The organism is Nocardia sp. NPDC052001, assembly GCF_040680615.1.
In the GTDB taxonomy this organism is placed as follows: Bacteria; Actinomycetota; Actinomycetes; order Mycobacteriales; family Mycobacteriaceae; genus Nocardia.
Genome location: NZ_JBFAXC010000006.1, coordinates 412702 through 439257, shown reverse-complemented (window position 1 = coordinate 439257; position 26556 = coordinate 412702). Strand labels below are relative to the sequence as shown.

Here is a 26556-nt window from a genome sequence, read left to right as displayed (position 1 = left end):
CATTATCGAGGCACGTGGAAGTGGATCAATTCGCCCGTGCCCGGGTCGACGTCTGCCCAGGGGCGGTCGAATTCCAGGACGGCCAGCGCCGAGGTGGGGAATTTCGTGCTGAGCTGATCCGCCGCGGCCGAATCCCGATTGGCGGCCAGTTCCCATGCGGTCCACGGCATCCCGGGGGAGTGCCCGATCATCAGCAGCGTCCGCACGGATTCGTCCGTCAGCCGCGCCAATTCGATGAGCGCGTGCGGCGACGCCTCGTAGATGGATTTCTCGTACGTCACCGGTGCGGTGATACCGGTCGCGGCGAGCGTTTCGCGGGTGCGGGTGGCGGTCGAGCAGTACACCGCGTCGATGGGCGGCTGGGTGGCGCGCAGCCAGTCTCCGGCCAGTCCGGCCTCGCGCAGACCGCGCGGCGCGAGCGGTCGTTCATGGTCCGCCACGCCGTCCGGGTAGCCGGATTTGCCGTGACGCATCAAGATGAGAGTCCGAGCCATATGCACTACGGTATGCCCCACCGTTCTACCTGCCGAGACTGGTCTCACATCAACCGATCCCGCTCCCGGCAGGAGACGCGCCTCACACTCGAGGCACACTGAATGGTGGCGCCACACCTGCGTGCCGCAAGGCGCCGGAGCGCCGATATATTAGAACGTGTTCTACCCGCCCTGCTCGAACCCCGAGCGGAGTAGTACCACGCGACTGTTTCGAGGATCTGCGAGATATGGCCTATGTGATCACGCAGCGTTGTTGCAACGACGCCAGCTGCGTACCCGAGTGTCCGGTCGATTGCATTCGTCCCACCCCTGAGCAACGCGAGTTCGCCACGACCGAACAGCTCTACATCGACCCCGATACCTGCATCGACTGCGGCGCGTGCGTAGACGCCTGCCCGGTCGACGCCATCTTCTCCGAGGACGACCTACTGGCGTCGCTGGCGAGATTCAAGGACATCAATGCCGCGTACTTCGTGCGGCATCCCCTGGAATCGAACTTCGAACCGCTGGTGCCGCCGACCCGCGCGCCCAAGGATCTGGGCACCCTGCGGGTCGCGATCGTCGGTGCGGGTCCGGCCGCCTGCTACGCGGCGGAGGAGCTATTGCGCCGGGCCGATGTCGAGGTCGAGCTGTTCGATCGGCTGCCCACCCCGTACGGCCTGGTGCGCGCGGGCGTCGCCCCCGATCACCCGGGCACCAAATCGGTGGCGAGCCTGTTCGAATCCGCCTTCCGCCGGGACGCGCTGCAGTACCGCCTCAATGTCGAGGTGGGCAAGCACGTTTCGCACGAGGAGCTGCTCGCGCATCATCACGCGGTGCTCTACGCGCACGGCGCCTCCACCGACCGCAAACTCGACGTACCCGGTGAGGACCTGCCCGGCAGCCACTCCGCCACCGAGTTCGTGGCCTGGTACAACGGGCATCCGGATTTCGCGGACCGCGAATTCGACCTCTCGGGCGAGCGGGCCGTCATCGTCGGCAACGGCAATGTGGCCCTGGATGTCGCGCGCGTGCTGACCGTCGATCCGGACGAGCTGGCCAAGACCGATATCGCCGATCACGCCCTGGACGCGCTGCGCCGCAGCAACATCAAGGAAGTGGTGGTACTGGGTCGTCGCGGTCCGCTGCAGGCCGCGTACACCTCCTCGGAGTTCCTGGCGCTGGCGCATCTGAAGGGCGTCGACGTGATCGTCGACCCCAACGATCTGGTGCTCGATCCGGCCAGCCAGGCCGAATTGGATCACGCCGACGTGGAACCGTCGCTGGCGCTCAAGTACACCCTCGCCAAGGAGTACGCGGGCGCGACGGCCAAGCCGGGCAATAAGCGAATCGTCTTCCACTACCTGGTTTCCCCCACCGCCATCACCGGTGACGGCAAGGTGGAGACGGTCGAGTACGTGCACAACGAACTCGTCGAGGAGAACGGCCGCACCGTGGCCCGTCCCTCGGAGCGCACCAACAAGCTGGATGCCTCACTGGTGTTGCGGTCCATCGGCTACCGCGGCGCGCCCATCGCCGATATCCCGTTCGACGAGACCCGGGGCGTGGTGCCCAATGCCGCGGGCCGGGTCGTGGACGCCGACGGCAATCCGGTGCAGGGCGTGTACGTCTCGGGCTGGATCAAGCGCGGCCCGCGCGGCGTCATCGGCTCCAACCGGGTCGATTCGCAGGAGACCGTCGATCATTTGATCGCCGATTTCACCGCTGGCAAACTCACTGCCCCGCAGTCGAATCGCGCGGACCTGGACGCGCTGCTCTCCGAGCGGCAGCCCGATATGGTCGGCCGCGAGGGCTGGAAGGCCATCGATCAGGCCGAGCGCACCGCGGGCAAGGCCGCCGGCCGCCCGCGCGTGAAGTTCACCAGCCTGGCGGATCTGCTCAAGGCCGCCAAGGGCTAGTCGTGGCGCGGCACAGCCACATTGGCCGCGGCCCATCCGATCCCGGATGGGCCGCAGTCGTATTCGCGGGGTGATCAGTTGGCGCGCAGGGCGATGGTGAGGCCGTCCTTGGCGCACATCGAGGGGACCGCGGCATCGGGCTGGGCATTACAGGACCAGCCGTCGATGGTGGCCACGTCCGTATCGCTGATGGTTTGGACGTAGCTGGTCGCCACGTTGATCGCTTCGGTGCAGCCGACGCGGCCGGCGGCCGAGCCGACGGCGATGACGGTGCGGGTGCCGCCGCCGGCATCGGTGACGGTGCCGCAATTTACGTCCTCGACGGTTTTGTCGGGGGCCGGGGCGGGTGGTTCGGTGCGATCACCGTTATGCGGCTGATTGTTCGGGTCCACGGTCCGGATCGGGGTGGGCGCGGGTGACGGCGGATTGCTCGGTGCCGCGGTGCCCCGCAGGCCGATGGTGAAGCCGTCCTTGAAGCAGACGTGCGGAATATTGGTGTCCGGCTGTGGCTGGCAGGTCCATCCGTCGACGGGGACCGCGTCCCCGGTGCGTGCCGCGCCGACGTAATCGCTTGTGACGGTGATGGCTTCGGTGCAGCCGGTGCGGCCCGCCTGGCTCGCGAAGGCGATGACATCGGCGGTCCCGCCATTGGCGCCGGTGATCTGCCCGCAATCGATATCGGCGAGCGGAGTGGGCGCGGGTGCGGGCGGGTGGGTCGGGCTGGGCGGCGGCAGCGGAGCCGATGACGGCCCGACCAGTTTTGTCGCGGTGGCGACCACCGTCTTCGTGGTGGTGGGCGGCGCGCTGCTGGTGGTGCTCTTGGCGGTGTCCGAGGAGCTGCCACATGCGGCCACCGCGGCAATCAGCGCGGGTGCGGTCGCGAGCAGCGCGAACCGTGTGAGTCTCATACCGGCGATCTCCTGTTCTCGATCACCGTGCGGCGATCGGACTGGGGAGAGTGTGCCAGGGCAAACATTCAGCGATCGGCATTTTGTCGGGAATGTCCGGCGGTCAGGCGATTTCGGCCGCGGCCGCTCAACCGCGCCGCCCCGCATCGAGCGCGAGCCGTCACGTGAGTCACACGGTCGGCAGCGGCCCGATCCGCACCGTCGTGGTGGTGATGCCGCCGACCACGAACCACAGCCGCAGCACCGGATGCCCGGTCCGATCACCGGGCTCATAGCGGCTGCGCACGGTTACATGCTGGCGGGCCAGCACCGGCGCGATGTATTCGATGACCGCGCGATGCGGTCCCGCCACCAGTTTCGGATAATCCACCAGGTACTGCTCCACGGCCTGCCAATACGCGGCATTGTTCACGTGGTTGTACTGGTCGATATCGGTGGCGCGCACCGGATAGATCAGATCGGTATCCGATTCCGGCGGCGTGTGATCGACGAGCCAGGGCCGCCAGCGCAATCGATGCTCACTGGTGGTGCGGGCGAGTTCGGCCAGGCCCTCATCGCTGATGCGAGTCGGCATATTGGTGAACTCGTTGATATTGATCCAGAAGCCCTCGGTCTCGATGAGACCGCCGTTCTCGCTGGTGATGCGCACCCGCATATTCGTCCACCGCGTCGACATGGCCGAACACCAGCGGGTCAATTCCACCCGGTCCGGCCAGTGGATCGGTTTGACCACATCCACCACGGTGCGCCGTACGATCCAGGCCGGATCGGTGCGATGGAAGAACCCGGAATGCATTTCCTCCCAGGCGATATCTTGCAAATAGCGGGCGATGGCATCGAACCGTAACCGCTGATAGGGGTCCACGTCGCCAGCCCGGACGGGCCACGCCGAAGCGAAGCCCATGCCCTCCTGGGGAAGCGGGGCTAGTGGCTGATCGTGTGACACTGGTGCTCCTCGCGCTGCACGGTGTGCCGCGTTTCGTGCGGTGCTTGCTGTGACATGACTTTACGGGGCGTGCGTCACACACTCGCGTCGAGTCGTCCGATACTCCTATCAGCCGGGACCGACGTGCGCCCGGGAATGACAGCCGGAAGCCCGGCCCGTAGCCTTTTCACGTTGAGGACAGCACCATGGGAGGGCACACGGGTGGCCGCAACGAACAGGGCCGGAACGCGATTCGGGCAATATGAATTGCGGCGACTATTGGGCGTCGGCGGTATGGGCGAGGTGTACGAGGCCCACGACACCGTTCGCGATCGCACGGTCGCGCTGAAACTGCTCGATACCCAGTTGGCCAAATCACCCACCTATGTGGAACGTTTCCGGCGCGAATCCCGCACCGCCGCCCGCCTGCAGGAACCGCATGTCATTCCGGTGCACGACTGGGGCGAGGTGGACGGCGTGCTGTTCATCGATATGCGCCTGGTGCGCGGACAGGATCTGCACGACCATCTCGCCGCGCACGGACCGCTGCGGCCGCATCAGGCCGTCGAGGTGATCGAACAGGTCGCCGCCGCCCTGGACGCCGCACACGAGAGCGGTCTGGTGCACCGCGATATCAAACCCGCGAACATTCTGCTCACCGGCGAGTTGTTCGCGTACCTGGTGGATTTCGGCATCGCGCACGCGGAATCGGATGTGCAGCTCACCAGTGCCAACAGCGCGATCGGCTCCTTCGCGTATATGGCGCCCGAACGTTTCGAACACCACACGACGGTCTCCGCGAGCACCGATATCTACGCGCTCGCCTGCGTGCTCTACCAAAGCCTCACCGGGCGGCCGCCTTTCCCGCGGGACAGCAATCTGGCCACCGTGCACGCGCATATGCTCACCCCGCCGCCGCGCCCCAGCGCGCGGCCGGGGGTGCCGCCGAGTTTCGACCGGGTGGTCGCCACCGGTATGGCGAAAGACGCGGCCGACCGGTACGCCACGGCCGGAGACCTGGCCCGCGCGGCGCGCGCCGCCCTCGCCGAGTTCGCGCCGGTGCGCCCCGGCGACGAGCAGCCCCTCCCCGAAACCCGGCCGCAAATCACCACGCCACCGGAATCCGCTGTCCCCCAGGCGCTTCCGCAGGGACGTCCGCGGCCGGGGCCTCAGCATCCCGTCCCGGGATCCGGGCAGCGGGCTTCCGGCCCGGTGGAGCGACCGCTCGTACCGGCAGCGGTTCAGCCGCCACGCCTGGATGCGCAGCGCGCGTATCCATCCGTGCCGCCGCAGGTTCAGTCGCCGAACCCGACTAGGCCGCGTGAGCACCCGTCCGCGCCGTTGCCCTCGTCGCCGCGGGACCGTGGCTCGCGGCCGATTCTCATCGGGGCACTGCTGGTGGGGGTGCTGATGACCGGTGGTGTGCTCGCCTGGCTGCTGGTGCACGGTAGCGGCGGCGGGGGCGGGACCACCGCGACCGGCACCACCGGACCCGCCACCCGCACCCTCGCGCCCTTCAGCGGAACCGTATCCGCCACGGACGCACAGGGTTTCATCGATGAGCCGCGCTGCAATGCCTACGATCCGGCGTACGCCATCGGCCGCACCGCCGCCTCCCGGGTGCTCATCTGCCGGACCAGCGCGGGTCGCTACTACTACAAGGGTTTCCGGATCAGCGACAGCGCGGTCAAGGAGATCGACGATCCGACGCCGGACGGGTCCGGCGGGTTCACCGCGGTCAACACCGCCGACAACACCCGATATCACCTGTCCGCGTCCGCGCTGTCCATCGACAAGGACGGCACTCAGCTCGCGAACGAGCAGATGATCGAATACGCGCATCGCTGAACCCGGTTCCTTCAGGGTCATGACACCGGGGCTCGCGCGCCGTAGCCTTTTCCTGGGGCTGGAAACAGACAGGGGAGGCTGCGCCCGTGGCCGCAGGAGACAGGGCCGGAGCTCGGTTCGGACAATACGAATTGCGACGCCTGCTCGGCGTCGGGGGGATGGGCGAGGTCTACGAGGCCTACGACACCGTCCGCGATCGCACGGTCGCCCTCAAACTGCTGGATGTGGAACTGGCGAAATCGCCCACCTACGTGGAGCGTTTCCGCCGCGAATCCCACACCGCCGCTCGCCTGCAGGAACCGCATGTCATTCCGGTGCACGACTGGGGTGAGGTGGACGGTGTCCTGTTCATCGATATGCGCCTGGTGCGCGGCCGCGATCTCAAGGCCCACCTGTCCGAGCAGGGACCGCTGCCGCCGCAGTCCGCGGTCACCGTGGTGGAGCAGATCGCCGCCGCACTGGACGCTGCGCATCAGATCGGCCTGGTGCACCGCGATATCAAACCCGCGAACATTCTGCTCACCGGCGAATTGTTCGCGTACCTGGTGGACTTCGGTATCGCGCACGCGGAATCGGATGTGCAGCTGACGAGTATGGGCAGCGCCATCGGATCGTTCGCGTATATGGCCCCCGAACGGTTCGAGCAGAGCGCCGCGGTCTCGGCGAGCGCGGATATCTACGCGCTCGGCTGTGTGCTGTACGAAAGCCTCACCGGCGAAATACCTTTCAAGACCGACAGCAATCTGGCCACCATCCGCGCGCATATGATGACCCCGCCGCCGCGCCCCAGCGCCCGCCCCGGCATACCCGCCGGATTCGACCAGGTCATCGCGACCGCGATGGCGAAGAACCCGGCCCACCGCTACGCCACCGCCGGACAACTCGCCCGCGCCGCCCGCACCGCGGTCCTGCACGCCGAGAACCAGATCACCCGCGCTTCCGCCCCGGCGACCGTGGTCGTTCCGCCCAACCCCTACCCGGGCTCCGCGCACCCTTCGCAGCCGAACCGCAGCTCCGATCAGCGATCCGGTCCCCTCGGCTTCGCCGATCCGGGTTCCGGTGGTTATCCCGGCCCGGGTTCGGCGCAGGGCTGGTCCGGCCAGGGTTCCGGCCCGCGGGGTTTCGCCGATCCGGGTTCCGGTCCGGTCGGCTACCCCGATCAGGGGTCGCTGGGGTTCGCCGGTCAGGGCGGCGGCACGCTCGGGTATGGCGGGCATCCGTCCGGTCCGGTCGACTATCAGGCGTCGCAGCCGACGCGGTACGGCGTGCCGACCGGGCTGCCAGGCGAACATCCCTCGGCCCCATTGCCTTTGCCGCCCCGGCCGCGCAGCAGTATGCCGGTGGTGGTCGGTGCGCTGGTCGGCATGGTGCTGGTGCTCGGCGGGGTGCTGGGCTGGTTGCTGTTGTCCGGCAAAGACAATGGCGGCACCGCTACGGGCGGAGGCGGAACGTCGATCGCGCCGCCCACCATGCTCACCGCGACCAATGCGGGCACCGCCAGCTCCGGGGCGATATCGCGGCCCACCACCCCGGTCACCACGCCGAGCCCCGCGCTGTCGCCGTTCATCGGAGCGGTATCCGGCACGGACGCACAGGGTTTCGCGGGCAGCCCGCGCTGCGATGCCGATAACCCGGCCTACGCCATCGGCCGCACCGCCGCCTCCCGGGTGCTGGTGTGCCGCACCGGCGTCGGCCGCTACTACTACAAGGGCTATCGCATCAGCGACGGCGCGGGCATCGAACTCGACGATCCGGTCCCCGACGGCAGCGGCGGATTCACCGCGACCAATCCCGGCGACGGCACCCAATATCGACTCACCGCGGCCACCCTGACCATCGTGAAGGGCGGAAATGTGCTGGCGAACGAGACGATGATCGAATACTCGCATCGCTGAGCGAAGCAATCTCCGGCACGCCGACGGTGACACGCCGCAGGTCCATGGGTTACGTTCGGCGGAGTATCCAAAGGTGGATTGATCGGAGTGTTGGCATGCGCGCAGCCGTGGTGAGCAAGCTGGAAGGCCCGGAGAGCATCGAGGTGCTCGATATGCCCGAGCCCGCCGCCTATCCCGGCGGCGTGGTCATCGAGGTGCACGCCGCCGGCATCGCCTTCCCGGACGTGCTCATGACGCGCGGCCAGTACCAAATGAAGCCGCAGCTGCCGTACATCGTCGGCTGTGAGGTCGCGGGCATCGTGCGCGAAGCCCCCGAGGGCTCGCACGTGGTGGCCGGGGATCGCGTGGTCGCGCTGACCCTGCTCGGCAACGCCGCCGCCGAACTCGCCGTCACACCCGCCGAAATGGTGTTCACACTGCCCGACAACGTCTCCCTGGAGGCCGGCGCGGGCGTGCTGTTCAACGATCTGACCGTGCACTTCTGCCTCACCAAGCGCGGCCGCCTGGCCCCCGGCGAAACCGTGCTGGTGCACGGCGCGGCCGGCGGAATCGGCACCTCCACGCTGCGCATGGCCAAGGCGCTCGGCGCGGGCCGGGTGATCGCGGTGGTCAGCACCGAGGAGAAGGCGGAGGTCGCGCGCGCCAACGGGGCCACCGATGTGGTGCTCACCGACGGCTGGCTGGCCGCGGTCAAGGAACTCACCGGCGGGCGCGGTGTGGATATCGTGCTCGATCCCGTCGGCGGCGACCGCTTCACCGACAGCATTCGCTCGCTGGCCTCGGCGGGCCGGGTGCTGGTGGTCGGCTTCACCGCGGGCGATATCCCCACCGTGAAGGTGAATCGCCTGCTGCTCAAGAACGTCGAGGTGATCGGCGCGGCCTGGGGCGAATGGGTGATGTCGCATCCCGGATATCTGCAGGAGCAGTGGGCCGAGGTCGCGCCGCTGCTCGCCAACGGCGATATCGCGCCCCCCGAACCGGTGCTGTACAGCCTGGCGCACACCGCCGAGGCGGTTTCCGCGCTCGATAAGCGCACCGCCACCGGCAAGGTCGTCGTCACCCTGCGCTGAGCACCCGCGGACCACCGGACTCCCGTAGCGTGCGTGAATTGTGAAGCTCACCAACCGGGTTCTGAATCGCACACTGCTGGCGCGCCAGCACCTGCTGGAGCGATCCACGCTCACCGCGCCGCAGCTGTGCGACCACCTGATCGGCCTGCAGGCGCAGGACATGCTGCCTCCGTTCATCGCATTATGGAGTCGCACAGTCGATTTCGATCCCGCGGTGGTGTCGGCGGCGCTGGACGACCGGTCACTGGTGCGAATCACGTTGATGCGCGGCACCATTCACCTCGTCACACCGCCGGACGCGTTGCGCATCGCACCGCATATCCAGCCCGAGCTCGAAAAGGTGCCGTTCCGTAAGGGATTCAACTATGGGGCCATGGTCGGCCTCGACCCGGACGAGGTGCGCGCACACGGCGAGAAGGTGCTCGGCGACGAACCCATGAGCGCCGCCGATATGCGCGCCCAGGCCGCGGCGCTGTACCCGGACCGCGATCCCGGGGCGGTCTTGCAAACCTGGCTGTACCAACTCCCCGTCCTGCAAACCCCGCCGCGCGGCCGCTGGAAGGACAGCAGCCGCCCGGTCTGGTCGCGCGTGGAACCCTGGCTGGGCGCACCCCTGGACCCCGGCTATCCGGTCGAGGAACTGCTGCTCCGCTACCTGCGCGCCTTCGGCCCCGCGACCACCATGGACATGCAGACCTGGTCCCGGCTCACCGGCCTGAAGACCGCCGTCGCGAAACTCGGCGACCGCGTCCGCACCTACACCGACGATCGCGGCCGCACCCTCTACGACGCCGCCGACGCCGAACTCGCCGACCCGGACCTGCCCGCGCCCGTCCGCCTGCTCGGCTGGTACGACAACGCGCTGCTCTCCCACCAGGACCGCACCCGCATCATCCCCGACGGCGCGGCACCGCCATTGCGCGCCTTCGCCTCCCAGGTCTCCGCCATCCTGGTCGACGGCCACCTCTCCGCCCTCTACAAGACCTTCCCCACCGGCGACACCGCCCGCCTCCGCATCAGCCCCACCCGCACCCTGACCCGCCCCGAACACGCCGACATCGAAGCCGAAGCCCACGCATTGCTGTCCTTCGTCGAACCCGACCGCACCCCCTCCGTCGAAATCCTCGCCCCGGGCGCAGATCTCAAACCTTGACCGCGCCACCCCGGAAGGGTGTCCCGTCGCGCGGGCTCGGTTGGATGCAATTCAGGTTTCGTGGGTGGCATCCAGGGTTAACCGGCATGCAATACATGCTCGATAGGCTCGATTCACGGCGTTCATGGCTGAAACGGACGCATGTGCACCGCTCCGACCGGGCGGGCGAACCAGCCGCATTTCCCGGAGGAATGCCGCATGGTGCCCAGCGCAGCCCTGTCCACCGTCATCTCTGATGTCACCGTCTATGCCGCGACCGAATCCGGCCCGCAATGGGTTTCGGGGCGGGACGTGGTCGTCGAGGACGGTCTGATCACCGCTATCGGTCCGGCGGGTGCGTCCATCTCTCCCGAGGCATTCGCGCCCGGGCCGGGTGGCTCGGTGCCGCGTGGCGTCGACGGGCGCGGTGGCCATCTGATTCCCGGGTTCGTGAATACGCACACCCATCTTCAGCAGTCCGTGCTGCGCGGGGCGGGGGAGGGGCTGCCGCTGCTCGAATGGTTGCACTGCGTGGGCGAATTCACGGTGGCGGCCACACCGGAGCAGACGTATATCGCGGCGCTCGCGGGTGGTCTGGAGCTGCTGCGCAGCGGGGTGACGACCGTGGTCGAGCATATGTGGCCGAATTCGTCGGAGCAGGTGCACGCGGCCGCGCTGCGGGCGCTGGATGAGCTCGGTATTCGGGTGGTCTTCGGCCGCGGCCTCGCGGATCGCGCGGACCCGACGCGCAAATGGGGGATGGATCCCCGCCTGGTGCAACCGCTTTCGGAGGTGTTCGCGCACATCGACGAGCTGGACAAGGAGCTGGCGGGGTCGCGCATCGGCACCGCGCTGGCCGTGCCGAATCCGCGCTGCCTCACCCCGGAGGGCATGGCCGCCGTGCGCGATTACGCCGGCCGCACCGGCAAAACCCTGTCCATCCACCTGCTGGAAACCAGCACCGACGAGGATATGTGCCGACTGCATGCAGCCTGTTCGGCGGTCGAGTACCTGGACGCGGGCGGCCTGCTCGGCCCGCGCACGCTCGCCGTGCACTGCTGCAAGCTCGATGAGCGCGGGCGCGCGGTGTTCGCCGAACGCGGAGTCGCGGTGTCCTACAACCCGCTGAGCAATATGCGGCTCGGCAGCGGTGTCGCACCGATCCCCGAAATGCTTTCCGCTGGAATCGATGTCGGCCTGGGCGTGGACGGCGCGGCCTCCAATGACACCCAGGACATGCTGCTGGCGCTGCGCATGGGCGCGTACCTGCAGCGCGCCGCGCATCAGCGCGCCGATCTGCTCGGTTTCCACGACATGATGCGCCTGGCCACCCGGGGCGCGGCCCGCGCACTGGGTTCTCCCGCAACGCATTCCGGCCTGGCCGTAGGCGACCGCGCGGACCTCACCCTGCTGCGCTTCGACCGCGATTTCGCCTGCCTGCCGGTCCGTGAACCCGGCGCGACGCTGCTCACCACCGGCTCACCCCGCGTGGTCGACACGGTGTGGGTGGACGGTGAGCCGGTGATCCGCGACGGCCGCAGCACCCGGGTGGACGAACGGGAGCTCGTACGGATGCTCAGTCACATGCAATGACAGTTAATCAACTGGAAACAGTCGCACGATTGCATGTAATTCAACTCGATAAGACTGTTCTCACGCACACGGTGCACGCAATGCCCGGCAGTGCGAGGTACTCGATCCGAGAGAGAAGGTGAGCGCGGTGGTCCTGCACGACACGGTGCCCAGCCCGGCCGCAACCCGTCCGCGTACCCCGACGGCGAATACCCCGGACTCCCCGGAGATCTCGTTCGCGGGCATCGGTAAACGCTTCGCGGACAAAGGTTCCGGCGCGGTCGTCGCACTGACCGATATCGACCTGGAAGTCCGGCGCGGTGAATTCGTCGCCGTCGTCGGCCCTTCCGGATGCGGTAAGTCCACGCTGCTGCGACTGGCCGCGGGCCTGGAATCGCCGACCTCGGGAACCGTTGCGGTGCAGACCGATTCGGTCGGCTTCATCTTCCAGGAAGCCACCCTGCTGCCCTGGCGCAAAGTACTGCGCAATGTCGAACTCAGCGCCGAACTGCGCGGTATCGACCGCACGGCCCGGCGTGAACGCGCCACTCGCGCCCTCGCCGCCGTCGGACTCGCCGATTTCGCGGGCAAACTCCCCGGTCAGCTCTCCGGCGGTATGCGCATGCGCGTCTCGCTGGCCCGCGCGCTCACCCTGGAACCCGAACTCATGCTGCTCGACGAACCGTTCGGCGCACTCGACGAGATCACCCGCCTGGGCATGCAGGAGGAATTGCTGCGCCTGTACCGCGACAACGCCTTCACCGCCCTGTTCATCACCCATTCGGTCTCCGAGGCGGTCTTCCTGGCCAGCAGGGTGGTGGTCATGTCGGCCCGCCCCGGCCGCATCCACCAGATCCTCGATATCGATCTGCCGTATCCGCGCGACCGTGAGCTGCGCTTCGAGCCCGCCTTCACCGAACTGGTGGCCCGGGTCTCGCATTCCCTGAAAGAGGCTTCGTGATGGTAGGACTGGCCGTCTCCGCCCCGATGCGCTCGGCTCCCGCCTGGCGTATCCCGTATCACCTGCTGCGCAAAACCGTTGTGCCGCTGGTCTGTACCGGTTTGGCACTGGCCGCCTGGTACACCGTCTCGCTGGTGCTACTGGCCCCCGAGCGCCGATTCCTGCTGCCGCCGCCGCATCAGGTGTTCCGCGAATCCCTCTCGGACCCCGCGAAACTGGAGGCGATGCTGCGCGCCCTCGCGGTGACCGCGCGGGTGGCGGTCACCGGCCTGTTCTTCGCCGCCCTGATCGGCATCGCCGTCGGCGTGCTGATGAGCCAGGCGAAAGCGGTCGAACGCGTGGTGTATCCGTACGCGGTTGTGCTGCAAGCCATCCCGGTGCTCGCCGTGGTCCCGCTGATCGGCCTCTGGTTCGGGTACGGCCTGACCGCCCGCACCATGGTCTGCGTACTGATCGCGGTGCACCCGATCATCGCCATGACCCTGTTCGGCATCCAATCCGTCGACGGCAATCTGCGCGAACTCTTCACGCTCGGGCGAGCGAATCGATTGCGCCGCTTGATATCCCTGGAACTCCCGGCCGCCCTGCCGTCCATCATGACCAGTCTGCGCACCGCCGCCGGGCTCGCCGTGACCGGCGCGGTGATCGGCGACATGTTCTTCGCCAAGGGCAAACCCGGTATCGGCACCCTGCTCGACACCTATCGCGCCCGGCTGCAATCGGAGGATCTGCTCGCCGCGCTGCTGCTGGCCGCACTCTTCGGTGTCGCGGTATTCGCCCTGTTCACCGCCATCCAGCGGCTGACCGTCGGCCGCTGGCACGCCTCCGGTCGCTGAATCGCCCTCGCCCCCTTCATCTCCTCTATCAACAGCCTGTGGAGAACTCATGCACAACTCCCTGCGCCGACTCGGCACCACCGCCCTCGCCGCCGCCGTAATCATCACCGCCGCAGCCTGTTCCAGCTCCGATGAGGACTCGGCGGCGGTGCAACTCCCCGCCGCGCCCGCCGAACAACAACTCGCCGGGGCCTGCCCCGCCACCGTGGTGGTGCAGTTGCAATGGGAACCCGAAACCGATTCCGGCCCCATCTTCGGCCTGCTCGGACCGGGCTACCGCGTCGATTCCGATAACAACAAGGTGGTCGGACCGCTGGTCGTGGACGGTAAGGACACCGGCGTCAAACTGGAGATCCGCGCCGGCGGACCGGCCATCGGCTTCCAGACCGTGCCCTCGCAGATGTACGTGGACTCCTCGATCACACTGGGCCTGAGCCATTCCGAGCACGCCATCGCCGCCGCGGACAAACAACCCATCGTCGCGGTCACCACCCTGCTGCGCGGCAGCCCGCAAATGCTGATGTGGGATCCCAAAACCCATCCGGACTGGCACGGCATCGCCGATATGGGCAAAGCCGGTGTGCCCGTGGTGGTTTCCCAGGGCCAGCTGTATCCCGACTGGCTGGTCTCGCGCGGCCTGTTGCGCGCCGATCAGATCGACAACTCCTTCGACAACGGCCCCTCCCGCTTCGTCGCCGATCCCCGCATCGCCCAGCAGGGTTTCGCCAACTCCGAACCGTACGTGTACGAGCACGAGGTGCAGGCGTGGAACAAGCCGATCGCCTATCAGCTGCTGCGCGATACCGGCTATGAGGGCTACGCCCGCACGGTCAACGTCCGCAAGGACAAGCTGAACGAGCTGCGCCCCTGCCTGCAGAAGCTGGTGCCCATGATCCAAAGGGCCACAGCGCAATTCCGCGCCGACCCGTCCCACGTCAATGATCTGGTCGTCGACGTGGTCGCCAAGAGCGCCAACTTCACCCCGTACAGCGCGGGCCAGGCCGCCTTCGGCTCCAAGGCCCTGATCGACAACGGCCTCATCGGCAATGACACCGACGGTGTGCTCGGCAGCTTCGACGAAGCCCGGGTACAGCGCCTCATCGACCAATTCGCGCCCATCCTGCGCAAGGGCGGCTCGACGGTCCCCGCCGGACTCACCGCCCGCGATCTGGTCGATAAAGAGTTCCTCGACACCACCGTCACCGCGAGCTGACCGAAACCCGCTACCGGACAAGGAATCCCATGAGCAACGACACCGCAGAAATCGCCCGCGAGAAGCAGATGGGCGGGCTCGGCGCGGAAGCCGCCCGGGCGATCGCCGTCATCGACCTCACCGATTTCGAGGACCGCCGCGCCGAGATCACCGAACAGCTGTGGACCGCCGCCACCGAGATCGGCTTCTTCCAGCTCTCCGGACACGGCATCCCGCAGGAACAGATCGACGCCGTATTCGCGCTCACCGCGGGCTTTTTCGAACTTCCCGAATCGGTGAAAGCCCAGTACCCCCTGGTCAAAGCCGATAACGCCGGATGGGAGAGCCTGAGCCAGGTGCGGCCCTCCATCGGCGTCCCCGATCAGAAGGAGTCGTACCAGATCACCCGGCCGCATATGACCGGGCGCTGGCCCAGCGAAGCCGAACTGGCCGGATTCACCGCTGCCATACTGGATTTCGAGAACCAGTGCTGGCAGGTCGCCATGCGAGTGCTCTCCTGCTTCGCCGACCGGCTCGGCCTGCCCCGCGAACACTTCACCGCCGCACACGATCCCGGCTCCGAGCACTACCAATCCACGCTGCGGCTGCTGCACTACTTCGCCGTCCCGCCCGAGCTGCGTGATGTCCCCGGCCGCTGGCGGGCGGGCGCACACACCGACTTCGACTGCCTCACACTGCTTTTCCAGCGCGACGGGCAGGGTGGCCTGCAGGTCTGCCCCGGCAAGGAGATGGACGCGCAGCAGTGGACCTCCATCACCCCGTCCTCGGCGCTCATCACCTGCAATATCGGTGACATGCTCACCCGCTGGAGCGATGACCTGCTGCCGTCGAACTTCCACCGGGTGCGCAGTCCCGGCGCGGACGAATACCAGGGCGAGCGCTACAGCATCGCCTACTTCGCCCAGGCCGACCGCGACGCCATAATCCAAGGCCCGCAGGGCGTCTACCCGCCCGTCACCGCCGCCGACTTCCTCGCCGAGCGGGTGCGCGCCAACTACCGGCCGCAAGGGTAATTTCGTACCGAATCAGGAAGGACGGCCATGACCGAACCGGACAGCGAGCTACTCGGCCCCTCGGTACACCGGCAGCTGCGCCAGCTCGTCCTGTCCGGGGAACTGGAACCGGGCGCACCGCTGAGCGTGCTCGCCCTGTCCGCCCGTCTCGGGGTGAGCCGCAGCCCGGTGCGCGAAGCCGTTCAACAACTCATCTACGAGGGTCTGGCCGTGAACGTCCCGCACGCGGGCGCTCGGGTCGCGGTCGTCGACGACGGACAGATCCGCGATGTCCTCGAGGTGCGCGCGGTGCTGGACGGTCTCGCGGCGGCGGGCGCGGCCACCCGCGTCACCGAATTCGATCTCGGCAAACTCAGCACCATGCTCACCGGACAGGAGGCCAACCTCCGCGATAACGCCGACCCCGCCCGCGACGCCACCCTGGACCTGGAATTCCACACCTTCATCCGCGACCGCTCCGGAAACCGCACGCTCGCCGACGAACTCGCCCGCCTCGAAGCCCAGGCCCATCTCTACCGCGGCGACCTGTGGACACACCCCCGCAACCGCCGCACCGCCCTGCGCGAACACCGCCGCATCCTCGAAGCCCTCGAATCCGGCGACCCCCGCGAAGCCCGTACCGCCGCCGAAGCCCACGTCTGCGGCCTGATAACCCGAATGACCCGGCTCTGAGCGTCCCCCGTCATCCCGGCATGCTCTTGGCCGGGATCCACACCTAGCTAGTGCGAATTGCGGTACGCCGGAGCCTTACTCGATCCGGACGGCGCCAGCGTGCGCAACAGCGGCAGCGTGCGCTGGGTGACCACCGTCGACAGCACGATCACACTGTGCGACCGCGAAATGGACGTGCTGCGATCGATGCTCAACAGCACGCTCTGCAAACCGGCATGCGAATCCGCGCCGATCCGGCACAGCACATCGCTGGACCCGGTGGTGGCGTACGCCTCCAGCACACCGGGGATGGCCTCCAGATCCGCCGCCACCGCCTCCAGCGCGCCCTGCGCGATCTCCAGCGTCACGAACGCCTGCACATCGAAACCCGCTGCGGTGACATCGATCTGGGGATCATAGGAGGCGATCACACCCGCCTCCTCCATGCGCGCGATGCGTGATTGCACCGTCGCGCGCGCCACCCGGGTGCGCCGGGACAGCTCGAGAATCCCAGCCTTCTGGTACTCGTGCATGGCGGTCAGAATGGCCAGGTCCAATTCGTCCAGCTTGGCCGGAGTGCGTGCCATGGCGGGACCTCCGCTTCAGGGGTGTCGAGGTATTCAAATTGTCCAGCACGAGGCCCGAGATGGTGGCGTAATCCGCCAGGGTGTCTACTCGAACTCGCCGATATTGCTCAGCTGACCCCCGTGACGATTTGCTGAACACATGAGCATCGAGGTTGCTGCACAGCGGCTCGCCGAGACAGAGTCCGATGATCTCCGCCAACTGGTCGGGCTGATCGATCACGACGCGGCCGCCGACCCATTCCCCGTCATCGGCTGGGACGCGCTGGTCTGGACGGTCGGCAACGCCACCCAGACCGCGCACTTCCTGGAATCCGCCTTCGGTATGCGCCTGGAGGCCTACTCCGGCCCCGAAACCGGAAACCGCGACCACAAGGCCTTCGTATTACGAAGCGGCGGAGCACGTTTCGTGGTGCGCGGCGCGGTAGACCCGGACAGCCCGCTCATCGCCCACCACGACCGGCACGGCGACGGCGTCACCGATATCGCCCTCGAGGTCCCCGATGTGGACCGCTGCATCGCCCGGGCCCGCGAACAGGGCGCGACCGTCCTGATCGAACCGCATGACGACACCGACGAATTCGGCACCGTTCGCTCCGCCGCCATCGCCACCTACGGCGACACCCGGCACACCCTCATCGACCGCTCCCGCTACGACGGCCCCTATCTCCCCGGTTTCATCGCGCGCCGTTCGAATTTCGAACCCCGCCCGGGCGCACCGAAGCGCGTCTTCCAGGCCATCGATCACGTGGTCGGCAATGTGGAACTCGGGCGCATGGACGAATGGGTCGAGTTCTACCGCCGCGTCATGGGATTCGAGAACATGGCCGAATTCGTCGGGGACGATATCGCCACCGAATACTCCGCGCTCATGAGCAAGGTGGTCGCCAATGGCAATCACCGCGTCAAATTCCCGCTCAACGAACCGGCCGTGAGCCGCAAGCGTTCCCAGATCGACGAATACCTGGAGTTCTATCGCGGCCCCGGCGTCCAGCACATCGCGCTCGCCACCGGTGACATCCTCACCGCCGTCGACACCCTGCGCCGCGAAGGCGTCGAATTCCTGGACACCCCCGACACCTATTACGAAGACGCCGAACTCCGTTCGCGCATCGGCCACGTCCGCGCGCCCGTCGAGGAATTGCAGAGCCGCGGCATCCTGGTCGACCGCGACGAGGACGGCTACCTGCTGCAGATCTTCTGCAAGCCCATCACCGACCGCCCCACCGTCTTCTTCGAACTCATCGAACGGCACGGCTCCCTCGGCTTCGGCAAGGGCAATTTCAAGGCCCTCTTCCAAGCCATCGAACGCGAACAGGAGGCCCGCGGAAACCTCTGAGCCGAGCGCCCGGGGCCGAACCCAGTAGAGTTCAGGCCATGCGGATGACGTCGGCCATCGTCACGGGGCTGAGCCTCGCGCTACTGCTGTCGGCGTGCGGGGGAAGCGGCGATTCGGACACTCCCAGCGGGCCTTTGCGACCACCTCCGAAGGTGGCGACGCTGGGGCCGTTCGTGGGCGAATGTGGCCACCTCACCGACGACGAAGTACGCGATATCGGCGGTTTGGGCACCGTGTCCTCGGTCTTCAAGAACGCGGTCGGCTGCAATTGGCAGGCCGCCGGAATGACCTCGGCGAGCGTCACCTTCGCCTCCTACCGCGGCAGCCCCATCGACCGCGAGAAGGCCTGGGTGGCCAGCGTCGGCCGCAATCCGCAGACCATCGACGTCGGCGGTAAGAAGGGCTTCCAGGCCCTGGACCCGCGCGGCAGCGTCTGCGACCTCGCGGTCCAACTCGATGACGACTTCTTCGAATGGTCCATGTCCTACGGCGTCTTCGGTGCGGGCAATCTGGGCAATCCGTGCGACCGCACCCACAAGATGGCCGAACTGACCGTGCAGCGGCTCGGATGAGGGGGAGTACGGGCATGCGGCGAACCCGGGGCGCGGCGCTGCTCGCGGTGCTGGCCCTGACCACCGTGGTCGCCGGTTGCGGCAAAACCGTGCCCGGCACCGCGCTGCCCGCGGGCGGGACCACGAGCACCGGCGGCGGCAAGATCAACACCAATTTCGACAAGCTGCTGCGCGAATGCGAGGTCGTCTCCAATGACGACATCGCCAAGACCGTCGGCGAGGGCACCTATGCCAACCCGTCCTTCAACGGCGCGGTCTGCATGTGGGATCTGTCCGGCGGCACGGCGGGTAGCGGCATGGTGACCCTCAGCTGGTACGAGGAGGGTTCGCTCGCGAACGAGAAGTCCAATAACGACCGGCTCGGATATGTGACCAATGACATAACCGTGCAGGGTCGTCGCTCACTGGAGACCCATCGCCCCAATGACCCGGATTCCTGCGGTGTCAGCGCGCCCGCGGCCGACACCGGGATCGTCGGCTGGTGGGTGAACTATCGGGCCGGTTCCAGTCACGGCGATCCGTGCGAAGCGGCCCGCAAGCTGGTGGAGTTGACTCTCAATCTCGCCCGTTAGCCCCTTTACCAGCCCCGGTGTGGGGACCCCTTTTTGCCCCCTTGAAAGCGTGCGGGTATCGTGGACCGCTGTGCCCGGAAGCATTCGGGCAGGTTTGTGCGCAGTACGTAGGCCAGCGAGAGCGGCTGACCGTTCCAGCGTGCCCGGATTCCGGGAAACGCGCTGCGCATGACACGCCCGACCTCGTGGCAAGGAAATGCCGTGGGAACTGGGCGGAAAGCTCGAATGACCAAGACATGAAGTTCCAGACACCTGGTTACTAATAAGGAAAGCCGGTCTATGCCAACCATCAACCAGCTGGTCCGCAAGGGTCGTCGCGACAAGGTCTCCAAGACCAAGACAGCGGCCCTGAAGGGGAGCCCGCAGCGTCGTGGCGTGTGCACCCGCGTGTACACCACGACCCCGAAGAAGCCGAACTCCGCGCTGCGTAAGGTCGCGCGTGTTCGCCTGACCAGCGCGGTCGAGGTCACGGCGTACATCCCCGGCGAAGGCCACAACCTGCAGGAGCACTCGATGGTGCTCGTTCGCGGCGGTCGTGTGAAGGACCTCCCGGGTGTGCGCTACAAGATCATCCGCGGTTCGCTCGACACCCAGGGTGTGAAGAACCGCAAGCAGGCTCGCAGCCGTTACGGCGCCAAGAAGGAGAAGAGCTGATATGCCACGCAAGGGCCCCGCACCCAAGCGTCCGCTGATCAACGACCCGGTCTACGGGTCCCCGCTGGTCACTCAGCTGGTCAACAAGATCCTGCTGGACGGCAAGAAGTCCACCGCCGAGCGCATCGTCTACGGCGCCCTCGAGCAGGCGCGCGAGAAGACCGGCACCGATCCGGTCGTCACCCTCAAGCGCGCGCTGGACAACGTCAAGCCCGCCCTCGAGGTGAAGCCCCGCCGCGTCGGTGGCGCCACCTACCAGGTGCCGATCGAGGTCCGTCCGGGCCGCGCGAACACCCTGGCGCTGCGCTGGCTGGTCAACTACTCGCGCGCACGTCGTGAGAAGACCATGGTCGAGCGTCTGGCCAACGAACTGCTGGATGCCAGCAATGGTCTGGGCGCTTCGGTGAAGCGTCGCGAGGACACCCACAAGATGGCCGAGTCCAACCGGGCGTTCGCGCACTACCGCTGGTGATTGGACGCCCGGCCCGTCCCCTTGCGGGGATGGGCCGGGAGTCGAGTCACAGTCCGGCGCCGCGGTCGAGTCACCTGTTCACAGGGCACTCACCTGCTGCGCCGGGCGTTGACACAGTGATGACCGCTGGAGAAGCCAGGGTCGTTCCCGAAGTTCCCAACTAGCTACGAGCGGGGAAGATTTCCGTGGCACAGGAAGTGCTCACAGACCTGAACAAGGTCCGCAACATCGGCATCATGGCCCACATCGATGCGGGTAAGACGACCACGACCGAACGCATCCTCTTCTACACCGGCATCACGTACAAGATCGGTGAAGTTCACGATGGCGCCGCCACCATGGACTGGATGGCGCAGGAGCAGGAACGCGGCATCACGATTACGTCGGCCGCGACGACCTGTTACTGGAACAACAACCAGATCAACATCATCGACACCCCCGGGCACGTCGACTTCACCGTCGAGGTGGAGCGTTCGCTCCGCGTCCTCGACGGCGCCGTCGCCGTCTTCGACGGTAAAGAGGGCGTCGAGCCGCAGTCCGAGCAGGTGTGGCGTCAGGCCGACAAGTACGACGTGCCGCGCATCTGCTTCGTCAACAAGATGGACAAGCTCGGTGCCGATTTCTACTTCACCGTGCAGACCATCAAGGACCGCCTGGGCGCGCGCCCGCTGGTGATCCAGCTCCCGATCGGCGCCGAGGATACCTTCGAGGGCATCGTCGACCTGGTCGAGAACAACGCCAAGGTGTGGCGCGGCGACACCAAGCTCGGTGAGGCCTACGAGGTCGTCGAGATCCCGGCCGACCTCAAGGAGCGCGCCGAGCAGTACCGCCAGGAGCTGCTCGAGACCGTCGCCGAGTCGGACGAGGCGCTGCTGGAGAAGTTCTTCGGTGGCGAAGAGCTCTCGATCGAAGAGGTCAAGGGCGCCATCCGCAAGATGACCGTGGCCTCCGAGCTGTACCCGGTGCTGTGTGGTTCGGCGTTCAAGAACAAGGGCGTTCAGCCCATGCTCGACGCCGTCGTCGACTACCTGCCGACCCCGCTGGACGTCGAGTCCGTGCAGGGCCACGTGCCGGGCAAGGAAGACGAAGTCCTCACCCGGAAGCCGTCCGTCGACGAGCCGTTCGCGGCGCTGGCGTTCAAGATCGCCACGCACCCGTTCTTCGGCAAGCTGACCTACGTGCGCGTGTACTCCGGCCGGGTCGACTCCGGTGCCCAGGTCATCAACGCGACCAAGGGCAAGAAGGAGCGTCTGGGCAAGCTGTTCCAGATGCACTCCAACAAGGAGAACCCGGTTCCCGAGGGCGTCGCCGGCCACATCTACGCGGTCATCGGCCTCAAGGACACCACCACCGGTGACACCCTGTGCGATCCGCAGAATCAGATCGTGCTGGAGTCCATGACCTTCCCGGACCCGGTTATCCAGGTCGCGATCGAGCCGAAGACCAAGGCCGATCAGGAGAAGCTCGGCGGCGCGATCCAGAAGTTCGCCGAAGAGGACCCCACCTTCAATGTGAAGCTGGATCAGGAGACCGGCCAGACCATCATCGGTGGTATGGGCGAGCTCCAGCTCGACATCTACGTGGACCGCATGAAGCGCGAGTTCAAGGTCGAGGCGAACATCGGTAAGCCGCAGGTCGCGTACCGCGAGACCATCACCAAGACGGTCGAGAAGCACGAGTACACCCACAAGAAGCAGACCGGTGGCTCGGGCCAGTTCGCCCGCGTGATCATCGCTCTGGCCCCGCTGGTCGATGCCGAGGACGGCGCGACCTACGAGTTCCAGAACAAGGTCACGGGTGGTCGCGTTCCGCGCGAGTACATCCCTTCGGTGGACGCCGGCATCCAGGACGCCATGCAGTACGGCGTGCTGGCGGGCTTCCCGCTGGTGAACGTGAGCGCGTCGCTGCTCGATGGCGCCTACCACGAGGTCGACTCCTCGGAAATGGCGTTCAAGATCGCCGGTTCCGCGGCCCTCAAGGAAGCGGCCCGCAAGGCCGGTCCGGTGATCCTCGAGCCGCTGATGGCGGTCGAGGTCATCACGCCCGAGGATTACATGGGCGAAGTGATCGGCGACCTGAACTCTCGCCGTGGCCAGATCCAGGCCATGGAGGAGCGCAGTGGTGCCCGTGTCGTCAAGGCGCTGGTTCCGCTTTCGGAGATGTTCGGCTACATCGGTGACCTGCGGTCCAAGACCCAGGGCCGGGCCAACTTCTCCATGGTGTTCAATTCGTACGCAGAGGTTCCGGCCAATGTGTCGAAGGAGATCATCGCCAAGGCGACCGGCGAATAGCCTCCGGTTTCCTGATCGACCCCCAGTTATTCAAACCTGCACTGCTGCAAAAAAAGCACGCACTAACTAGTCCAGGAGGACCACAGTGGCGAAGGCGAAGTTCGAGCGGACGAAGCCCCACGTCAACATCGGCACCATTGGTCACGTCGACCACGGCAAGACCACGCTGACCGCGGCGATCACCAAGGTGCTGGCTGACAAGTACCCGGACCTGAACGCGGCGTTCGCGTTCGACCAGATCGACAAGGCGCCGGAGGAGAAGGCTCGTGGTATCACGATCAACATCTCCCACGTCGAGTACCAGACCGAGAAGCGCCACTACGCCCACGTAGACGCCCCCGGCCACGCCGACTACATCAAGAACATGATCACCGGTGCCGCGCAGATGGACGGCGCGATCCTGGTCGTGGCCGCCACCGACGGCCCGATGCCGCAGACTCGCGAGCACGTGCTGCTCGCCCGTCAGGTCGGCGTGCCCTACATCCTGGTCGCGCTGAACAAGTCGGACATGGTCGACGACGAGGAAATCCTCGAGCTCGTCGAGATGGAGGTCCGCGAACTGCTGGCCGCTCAGGAATTCGACGAGGATGCGCCGGTCGTGCGCGTCTCCGGTCTGAAGGCGCTCGAGGGCGACGCGAAGTGGGCCGAGTCCATCGTCGAGCTGATGAACGCCGTCGACGAGTCGATCCCGGACCCGGTCCGTGAGACCGACAAGCCGTTCCTGATGCCGATCGAGGACGTCTTCACGATCACCGGTCGTGGCACCGTCGTCACCGGTCGTATCGAGCGTGGCATCATCAACGTGAACGAGGAAGTCGAGATCGTCGGCATTCGTGAGAAGACCACGAAGACCACGATCACCGGCATCGAGATGTTCCGCAAGCTGCTCGACAACGGCCAGGCGGGCGACAACGTCGGTCTGCTGGTTCGTGGCATCAAGCGTGAAGATGTCGAGCGCGGCCAGGTCGTCGTGAAGCCGGGCACCACCACCCCGCACACCGAGTTCGAGGGCCAGGCGTACATCCTGTCGAAGGACGAGGGCGGCCGCCACACCCCGTTCTTCAACAACTACCGCCCGCAGTTCTACTTCCGTACCACGGACGTGACCGGCGTCGTTACCCTCCCCGAGGGCACCGAGATGGTCATGCCCGGCGACAACACCGAGATGAGCGTCAAGCTGATCCAGCCGGTCGCCATGGACGAGGGCCTGCGTTTCGCGATCCGTGAGGGTGGCCGCACCGTCGGTGCCGGTCGCGTCACCAAGATCGTCAAGTGATTTAGTTTCCTGAATCGCTGAGAAGGGCCGTTCCCCTTGGGGAGCGGCCCTTTTCGCTGTCTGAAAGACTTTCCCGGTGCGCTCTCCGCTGACTCTCGCCGCTGCTCAGATCCCCTGCGTTCCCATCGATATCGAGCAGAACGTGGCCGCGCACGCGGCCGTGCTGGCCGCAGCCGCGGCGGCGGGCGCGCGGGTGGTGCTGTTCACCGAGTTGTCGCTGACCGGCTATGAGCTGGAATCGATCGCCACCCGGCTTCCGGAACTCGCTGTGCGCGAGGATGATTCGCGATTGGAGCCACTGCGCGCGGCGTGCGCGCGGTATGGCGTGTACGCCATCGTCGGCGGAATACTCGCGGTCGAGAACGGATATACCCTGTCCGCCTTGGTATTCGATGATCGTGGCGCGCTCAGCGCCACCTACGCCAAACGGCATCTACACGGCATCGAAGCCGAAATATTCACTCCCGGAACAGATTTCACGGTGCTGGAGGTCGACGGCCACCGTCTCGGCCTGGCCATCTGCGCGGATGTGAATTACCCCGAACACGCGGCGGGAGTGGTGGCCGCGGGTGCGGAGATCTATCTGGCGGGCGCGCTCTACCTGTCCGGCAAGGAAATCCGCCGGGACGGTCACATGAGTGCGCGAGCTGTCGAAAACAATTGCTGGACAGTTCTTTCCGCGTACACGGGCGAGTTCGAGGGTAATCGCACCACCGGTGGCAGCGGTATCTGGTCGCCGGACGGCGTGCTGTTCGCGCGTGCGGATCCGGGCGCGGATCTGGTGGTCGCGACGCTGGGGAGTCAGTCCGCGGCGGGTTCGTCCCGGCCGTAGATGGGGTCGCCGTTATCGTCGACCCAGTCCGATATCGCCGTTCCGGAGATCATGCCGCCGGTGCCCGGCAGTACCGTCATCGGCCGGTTGTCCGCGTAGGTTTCGGACATGCGGGCCGCCTCCGCTCGATTCTCGTCGGTGACCTCCGGCTCGGGGACGGCCGGGCGTTCTTCCTCGCGTCCTGCTGTACTCATAGTGCAGACCTGCCCGAATCCGAGCAGGGCAAACGCCGATTCAGGCGGTGGGTACCGAACCGAGTCGTTGGGCGCCGAGCAGGCGGCCGGAGTCGAAGGCCGCCGCGGCGGCGGGCATGACGCCGGGGCGGTTGCTGGTGAGCACCCGGGTGACGGCGGTGCCCGCGGTGGGGCGGCCGAGCGCGTCCATGCGCCGCAGGGTTTGGGCCGCAACGGCTTCGGCGCTGTCGAAGACCCGGATGCCCGGCGGCAGTGCGGCCAGGATGGCGTCGATGACCAGGGGATAGTGTGTGCAGCCCAGTACGATGCCCTCGGTGTCGGCGGGGGTGCGTGCGGCGGCGCTGGTGATGGCCGCGGTGACGGCGGGCAGATCGCCGCGGTCGATGGCGTCGGCCAGTCCGTGGCAGGCGACCCCGGTGACCTCGGCCTCGCCCGCGAACCGGGCGATGAGGTCGGCCTGGTAGGCGCTGGCGGTGGTGGCGGCGGTCGCCCAGACGGCCACTTTCCGGCAGGCCGCGGCGGCGGGTTTGATGGCCGGGACGGTGCCGATGACCGGTACGCCGGGCCCGACTTCGGCGCGCAGCGGTTCCAGTGCGGTGACGCTGGCCGTATTGCAGGGCACCACAATGACTTCCGCGCCTTCGCGCAGGGAGGCGCGGGCGGTTTCGAGCACGCGGTCGATCACCCACGGCTCGGGTTTGGGTCCCCAGGGCGCGCCGTCGGGGTCCATTTGCAGCAGTAGATCGATATCGGGCCGCAGCTTGCGCAACCACGCCCCTGTGGGCAGCATCCCGAGTCCGGAATCGATGAGCGCGACGATCACACCTGCCACGGTAGTGAAGGGCTCCGGTCCCTCGCGAACCGCGGGTCCGGATTGCGGCTTTACCTGCGAGGTAATTGGGTTCGGCGCGGGGCGGTTCTAGCGTTCGAGGCGGTCGCCGTGGATTGGCGGCCGGTTCGAGCGAAGGAGTGCCTCATGTCCGCGTATGGGTTCGCGCATCTGCGGGTTCGGCGACCGCATCCGGAGATTCTGGAGTATCTGGAACGCATTCAGGACACCCTGGATCCGTTCGGCGGCCGGTTCGTCATTCACGGTGAGCCGGTGGAGGTGGTGGAGGGGGAGTGGCCGGGCAGCATGGTGCTGCTGGAGTTCCCGACCATGGAGCGGGCGCGGGCCTGGTACCGCTCGCCCGCGTATCAAGAGATCTTGCATCTGCGGTCGGATCACATCGACGGTGACCTTTTGTTGATCGAGGGCGTCGGCCCGGACTACGACCCGAGCGAGCGCGCCGCCAAGCTGCGCGCCCGGGCTCAACAGCGCTGACCGGGTGCGGTCCCGGTCAGTCCGGTAGGC

At 66.9% G+C, this 26556-nt stretch carries 26 protein-coding genes; 20 read left to right on the top strand and 6 right to left on the bottom strand.

Annotated features, from left to right (window positions below; translation table 11 throughout):
* Nucleotides 1-2: 2 nt before the first annotated feature.
* The gene (locus tag AB0L82_RS28260) at nt 3-494 is read right to left on the bottom strand and encodes a histidine phosphatase family protein (RefSeq protein ID WP_364642732.1); all 492 of its coding nucleotides are present in this window, start codon (nt 492-494) and stop codon (nt 3-5) included.
* Between the two features lie 227 nt (nt 495-721).
* On the opposite strand from AB0L82_RS28260, the gene AB0L82_RS28255 reads away from it, so the two are divergent.
* On the top strand, nt 722-2392 hold the full coding sequence (locus AB0L82_RS28255; RefSeq protein ID WP_364642729.1) for an FAD-dependent oxidoreductase: 1671 nt from the start codon (nt 722-724) through the stop codon (nt 2390-2392).
* Between the two features lie 74 nt (nt 2393-2466).
* Here the strand turns inward: AB0L82_RS28255 and AB0L82_RS28250 are convergent, their stop codons facing one another.
* Nucleotides 2467-3300 carry a hypothetical protein gene (locus tag AB0L82_RS28250; protein WP_364642726.1) on the bottom strand — a complete coding sequence of 278 codons (834 nt, stop codon included), beginning with the start codon at nt 3298-3300 and terminating at the stop codon, nt 2467-2469.
* Between the two features lie 169 nt (nt 3301-3469).
* Complete coding sequence (locus tag AB0L82_RS28245) at nt 3470-4246, bottom strand: acyl-ACP thioesterase domain-containing protein (protein ID WP_364642723.1); 777 nt, start codon at nt 4244-4246, stop codon at nt 3470-3472.
* 171 nt (nt 4247-4417) lie between these two features.
* On the opposite strand from AB0L82_RS28245, the gene AB0L82_RS28240 reads away from it, so the two are divergent.
* The 10 genes from AB0L82_RS28240 (at nt 4418) to AB0L82_RS28195 (ending at nt 16437) form a co-directional block, all read left to right on the top strand.
* A complete protein-coding gene (locus tag AB0L82_RS28240; protein ID WP_364642720.1) occupies nt 4418-6073 on the top strand; it encodes a protein kinase in 1656 nt (551 codons plus the stop codon).
* An 86-nt stretch (nt 6074-6159) separates the two neighbouring features.
* Nucleotides 6160-7968, top strand: coding sequence for a serine/threonine-protein kinase (locus tag AB0L82_RS28235; RefSeq protein ID WP_364642717.1), 1809 nt, complete (start codon nt 6160-6162; stop codon nt 7966-7968).
* A gap of 95 nt (nt 7969-8063) precedes the next feature.
* The gene (locus AB0L82_RS28230) at nt 8064-9038 is read left to right on the top strand and encodes an NADPH:quinone oxidoreductase family protein (RefSeq protein ID WP_364642714.1); all 975 of its coding nucleotides are present in this window, start codon (nt 8064-8066) and stop codon (nt 9036-9038) included.
* A gap of 40 nt (nt 9039-9078) precedes the next feature.
* Complete coding sequence (locus AB0L82_RS28225; protein ID WP_364642711.1) at nt 9079-10191, top strand: winged helix DNA-binding domain-containing protein; 1113 nt, start codon at nt 9079-9081, stop codon at nt 10189-10191.
* A 198-nt stretch (nt 10192-10389) separates the two neighbouring features.
* Complete coding sequence (locus AB0L82_RS28220) at nt 10390-11763, top strand: amidohydrolase family protein (RefSeq protein ID WP_364642708.1); 1374 nt, start codon at nt 10390-10392, stop codon at nt 11761-11763.
* Between the two features lie 208 nt (nt 11764-11971).
* Nucleotides 11972-12703: an ABC transporter ATP-binding protein gene (locus tag AB0L82_RS28215; RefSeq protein ID WP_364642991.1), complete on the top strand. Its 732-nt coding sequence runs from the start codon at nt 11972-11974 to the stop codon at nt 12701-12703.
* 26 nt (nt 12704-12729) lie between these two features.
* Nucleotides 12730-13539: an ABC transporter permease gene (locus tag AB0L82_RS28210; RefSeq protein WP_364642989.1), complete on the top strand. Its 810-nt coding sequence runs from the start codon at nt 12730-12732 to the stop codon at nt 13537-13539.
* A gap of 49 nt (nt 13540-13588) precedes the next feature.
* Nucleotides 13589-14752: a nitrate ABC transporter substrate-binding protein gene (locus tag AB0L82_RS28205; protein ID WP_364642705.1), complete on the top strand. Its 1164-nt coding sequence runs from the start codon at nt 13589-13591 to the stop codon at nt 14750-14752.
* 29 nt (nt 14753-14781) lie between these two features.
* Nucleotides 14782-15765 (top strand): 2-oxoglutarate and iron-dependent oxygenase domain-containing protein, encoded by a 984-nt coding sequence (locus tag AB0L82_RS28200; RefSeq protein ID WP_364642702.1) that lies wholly within the window; start codon nt 14782-14784, stop codon nt 15763-15765.
* A gap of 27 nt (nt 15766-15792) precedes the next feature.
* Complete coding sequence (locus tag AB0L82_RS28195) at nt 15793-16437, top strand: GntR family transcriptional regulator (protein ID WP_364642699.1); 645 nt, start codon at nt 15793-15795, stop codon at nt 16435-16437.
* 47 nt (nt 16438-16484) lie between these two features.
* Here AB0L82_RS28195 and AB0L82_RS28190 read toward each other — a convergent pair whose 3' ends face one another.
* Entirely contained in the window at nt 16485-17003 is a 519-nt protein-coding gene (locus tag AB0L82_RS28190; RefSeq protein ID WP_364642696.1) for an Lrp/AsnC ligand binding domain-containing protein, read from the bottom strand.
* Nucleotides 17004-17142: 139 nt separating this feature from the next.
* Here AB0L82_RS28190 and hppD point away from each other — a divergent pair, with 139 nt between their 5' ends.
* The 8 genes from hppD to AB0L82_RS28150 all read left to right on the top strand — a co-directional run bounded on the left by hppD (nt 17143) and on the right by AB0L82_RS28150 (nt 25008).
* On the top strand, nt 17143-18339 hold the full coding sequence (gene hppD, locus AB0L82_RS28185) for a 4-hydroxyphenylpyruvate dioxygenase (protein ID WP_364642693.1): 1197 nt from the start codon (nt 17143-17145) through the stop codon (nt 18337-18339).
* 38 nt (nt 18340-18377) lie between these two features.
* Nucleotides 18378-18911, top strand: a complete 534-nt coding sequence (locus tag AB0L82_RS28180; RefSeq protein ID WP_364642690.1) for a DUF3558 domain-containing protein — start codon at nt 18378-18380, stop codon at nt 18909-18911.
* 14 nt (nt 18912-18925) lie between these two features.
* On the top strand, nt 18926-19483 hold the full coding sequence (locus AB0L82_RS28175; RefSeq protein WP_364642686.1) for a DUF3558 domain-containing protein: 558 nt from the start codon (nt 18926-18928) through the stop codon (nt 19481-19483).
* 279 nt (nt 19484-19762) lie between these two features.
* Nucleotides 19763-20137, top strand: coding sequence for a 30S ribosomal protein S12 (gene rpsL, locus AB0L82_RS28170; protein ID WP_019049359.1), 375 nt, complete (start codon nt 19763-19765; stop codon nt 20135-20137).
* A 1-nt stretch (nt 20138) separates the two neighbouring features.
* A complete protein-coding gene (rpsG, locus tag AB0L82_RS28165) occupies nt 20139-20609 on the top strand; it encodes a 30S ribosomal protein S7 (protein WP_364642683.1) in 471 nt (156 codons plus the stop codon).
* Between the two features lie 185 nt (nt 20610-20794).
* A complete protein-coding gene (gene fusA, locus AB0L82_RS28160; RefSeq protein ID WP_364642680.1) occupies nt 20795-22900 on the top strand; it encodes an elongation factor G in 2106 nt (701 codons plus the stop codon).
* Between the two features lie 85 nt (nt 22901-22985).
* Complete coding sequence (tuf, locus tag AB0L82_RS28155) at nt 22986-24176, top strand: elongation factor Tu (protein ID WP_364642677.1); 1191 nt, start codon at nt 22986-22988, stop codon at nt 24174-24176.
* A gap of 76 nt (nt 24177-24252) precedes the next feature.
* On the top strand, nt 24253-25008 hold the full coding sequence (locus AB0L82_RS28150; protein ID WP_364642674.1) for a carbon-nitrogen hydrolase family protein: 756 nt from the start codon (nt 24253-24255) through the stop codon (nt 25006-25008).
* Here AB0L82_RS28150 and AB0L82_RS28145 read toward each other — a convergent pair.
* Both AB0L82_RS28145 and AB0L82_RS28140 read right to left on the bottom strand, forming a co-directional pair.
* The gene (locus tag AB0L82_RS28145) at nt 24978-25202 is read right to left on the bottom strand and encodes a hypothetical protein (protein ID WP_364642671.1); all 225 of its coding nucleotides are present in this window, start codon (nt 25200-25202) and stop codon (nt 24978-24980) included. The two genes, AB0L82_RS28150 and AB0L82_RS28145, sit on opposite strands and share 31 nt — an antisense overlap.
* 40 nt (nt 25203-25242) lie before the next feature.
* Entirely contained in the window at nt 25243-26025 is a 783-nt protein-coding gene (locus AB0L82_RS28140) for an aspartate/glutamate racemase family protein (protein WP_364642668.1), read from the bottom strand.
* Between the two features lie 153 nt (nt 26026-26178).
* On the opposite strand from AB0L82_RS28140, the gene AB0L82_RS28135 reads away from it, so the two are divergent.
* Nucleotides 26179-26526 (top strand): DUF1330 domain-containing protein, encoded by a 348-nt coding sequence (locus AB0L82_RS28135; RefSeq protein WP_364642666.1) that lies wholly within the window; start codon nt 26179-26181, stop codon nt 26524-26526.
* Nucleotides 26527-26556 lie beyond the last annotated feature (30 nt).